A 2,569-nucleotide genomic window follows, 5' to 3' on the forward strand; every position below is an offset into this window, starting at 1 on the left:
GATCCAGAACTTCGTCACCAAGAAGGTCGACGGCATCGTCTACGCGGCGACCGACTCCAGCGCGAACTGGCGTACCGAATCCTGGTCGGCCAGGTCCAGCGCGCGGACGGTGACCCGCTCCGCGCCGATGCTGGCCGCGATGTCGCCGGCGGCCTGCTCACCCGCCGCGACCCGGCGGACCCCGAGCACGACCTCGGCGCCGGCAGCGGCGAGCGAACGGGCCGTCTCGATGCCGATGCCGGCGGCACCTCCGGTGATGATGGCCCGCTTGCCGCTGAGGTCCACCCCGGCGATGACCTCGTCGGCGGTGGAGGCGAAACCGAAGGGGGTCGTGATGCGCTCTGTCATTGCTGTCCCGTCTCTCGATCACGCTTACTCCGACACTGTCACCCGGGCCTCAGGCGTTAGCCGGTTCCCTGTTTTTCCTGGTAGTGGCAGGACCAGGATGGGCGGTCGGTGGCGGCTCCTACGATGGGCGGGTGAGCGCGGCCGGCCCGCTGGGCGAATACCTGCGTGCCCGGCGTGAGCTGATCAGGCCGGGTGACGTCGGCTTGCCCGCGCACGGCCGTCGGCGGGTCCCCGGCCTGCGGCGCGAGGAGGCCGCCCTGCTCGCCGGCATCAGCGCCGACTACTACCTGCGGTTGGAGCAGGGGCGTGACCGGCACCCGTCGACGCAGGTGGTCGAGGCGCTGGCCCGCGCGTTGAGGCTGGACGCGGACGCGGCGGCACACCTGCACGCCCTGGCCCGGCCGGTGCCGGCCCGCCGGGCGGCGCGACCCTCGGAGCGGGTGCCGGTGGGCATCCGGCAGTTGGTCGGTTCGTGGGCCGAGACACCCGCCTTCGTGCACGGTCGACACCTGGACGTGCTCTTCGCCAACCCCGCCGCGACCGCGCTGGCGCCGATCTTCACCGCCGGGGTGAATCTCCTGCGCGCGGTCTTCCTGGACCCGAGCGTGCCGGCGCTCTACCCGGCTCTGACGGCTGTCGCGGCCAACGCGGTGGCCGGCCTGCGCGCACAGGTCGGCCCCGAGGTGGACGACCCCCACCTCATCGAGCTGGTGCGGGAGCTGACGGCCGGCAGCGAACGGTTTCGACGGTTGTGGGCCCGGCACGACGTCACGGCCCGCGCCGGCGGCGGGGTGCGGGTGTTCCAGCACCCGGAGGTGGGCGAGTTGGCGCTGCGCTACGAGAAGCTCACGATCAACGGCACCACCCAGTCGCTGGTGGTCTATCACGCCGAGCCGGGCAGCCCGTCGGCGCGCTCGCTGGCCCGGCTGGCTCGACGGGCAGCACCGCGCTAGCGGCTACCGGTTGGCCGCCCGCTCGGCGACCGCCACCGAGATCCCGTCGAGGACGCGTTGCAGACCGAACTCGAACGCGTACTCCGGGCCGTACGCGGCACCGTGCTGCTGGCCGGCCGCGGTGCCGACCCGGGACGCGGTCGGGTAGGCGTCGGGCTTCAGGAATGTCTCCAGCCAGGGCGCGTGCGACTGCCACCACTGGCCATCGGTCATGCCGGTCTCGCGCTCCAGGTCGACCACCTCGGAGGCGGCCCGGGCGGCGCTCTTCACGTGACCCAGCACGAGGGTGAGCACGGCGTCGACCTCGACGTCGGTGAGCCCGATGTCGACGATGGCGCTCAGCTCGTAGTCGTACTTGGCCATCAGGTGCGGACCGAGCACCGGTCGGGCCGTCTCGGCCCTCAGCATCCAGGGATGGCGCTGGTAGAGCGCCAGATTGTCGCGGGCGATCCGCTCCAACCGCGTACGCCAGTCACCCTCGACGGCGGGGCGTGACATCTCGCCGTACGCGGTGTCGATCATGACGGCGACGAGTTCGGCCTTGCCCGGCACGTAGGTGTAGACCGACATCGTGCCGACCCCCAGCGCCTCACCGACCCGGCGCATGGTCAGCGCGTCGAGACCCTCGGCGTCGGCGATGTCGATCGCGACCCGGACGATCCGACCGACGCTGAGCGCCGGACCCGCGCTGCGGCTGGTCGGCTCCCGGGTGCGCCAGAGAAGGGCCAGGCTGCGGGCCGGGTCCGCGGTCGCCTTGCGCTCACTCGCCATGGTGCGGCCATCCTAACAACGAGACCGTACGTCGTACGCGGCCGCGCCGACCCTGCTCCGGGGGTGCCGCGCGGTGTCAGAGCGCCTCGCGGTCGTCGGAGAGCGTCGGGCCGGCCGCGGCGGGCACCAGGTGTCGGACCTCCGGTTCCCCGTCGGTCAGCTCCCGGGCCCGTTGCTCGGCCGCGCGGTCCTCGCCTGTCAACCGGCCGCCGTGCTGGCGCAGATGCTCGTCCCAGGACGGCACCAGGTACACCTCGACGAACCGGTCCACCGTCTCGGCCGGGCGGAACAGCCCCCACCGCATCGCGCCGGTCCGCTGCCGAGCGCCACGCACCAGGTCCATCGCCGCCAGGAACGGTTGGGTCCGCTCCGGCCGGACCGTGTACTGCACCGTCACCAGCACCGGTCCCACCCTCGGGTCCGGCTCCCGCGCCAGGTGCGGTTGCGGCCAGTATGCGGCCGGTTCCCGGTTGACCGAGCGCAGGTCCGGCAACGGC

General features: G+C 72.8%; 4 protein-coding genes. 1 reads left to right on the forward strand and 3 read right to left on the reverse strand.

Annotation, left to right across the window (positions count from 1 at the left end):
- Nucleotides 1-39: 39 nt before the first annotated feature.
- Complete coding sequence (locus tag ABZ749_RS33610; protein ID WP_357235056.1) at nucleotides 40-348, reverse strand: SDR family NAD(P)-dependent oxidoreductase; 309 nt, start codon at nucleotides 346-348, stop codon at nucleotides 40-42.
- A 131-nt stretch (nucleotides 349-479) separates the two neighbouring features.
- Between ABZ749_RS33610 and ABZ749_RS33615 the strand changes: the two genes are divergently transcribed.
- Nucleotides 480-1,301 carry a helix-turn-helix transcriptional regulator gene (locus tag ABZ749_RS33615; RefSeq protein WP_357235059.1) on the forward strand — a complete coding sequence of 274 codons (822 nt, stop codon included), beginning with the start codon at nucleotides 480-482 and terminating at the stop codon, nucleotides 1,299-1,301.
- 3 nt (nucleotides 1,302-1,304) lie between these two features.
- On the opposite strand, the gene ABZ749_RS33620 is transcribed toward ABZ749_RS33615, so the two are convergent.
- Complete coding sequence (locus ABZ749_RS33620) at nucleotides 1,305-2,072, reverse strand: TetR/AcrR family transcriptional regulator (protein WP_357235062.1); 768 nt, start codon at nucleotides 2,070-2,072, stop codon at nucleotides 1,305-1,307.
- Between the two features lie 76 nt (nucleotides 2,073-2,148).
- Nucleotides 2,149-2,569: MFS transporter (locus ABZ749_RS33625; RefSeq protein WP_357235065.1), on the reverse strand; the 421-nt coding region annotated here is incomplete at its 5' end.

It is taken from the genome of Micromonospora sp. NPDC047753, from assembly GCF_040642735.1.
Lineage (GTDB): Bacteria > Actinomycetota > Actinomycetes > Mycobacteriales > Micromonosporaceae > Micromonospora.

Bases quoted from the DNA above. Each gene is read 5' to 3' on its own strand.
- ABZ749_RS33620 (WP_357235062.1), bottom strand. From the start codon at position 2,072: ATGGCGAGTGAGCGCAAGGCGACCGCGGACCCGGCCCGCAGCCTGGCC.
- ABZ749_RS33610 (WP_357235056.1), bottom strand. From the start codon at position 348: ATGACAGAGCGCATCACGACCCCCTTCGGTTTCGCCTCCACCGCCGAC.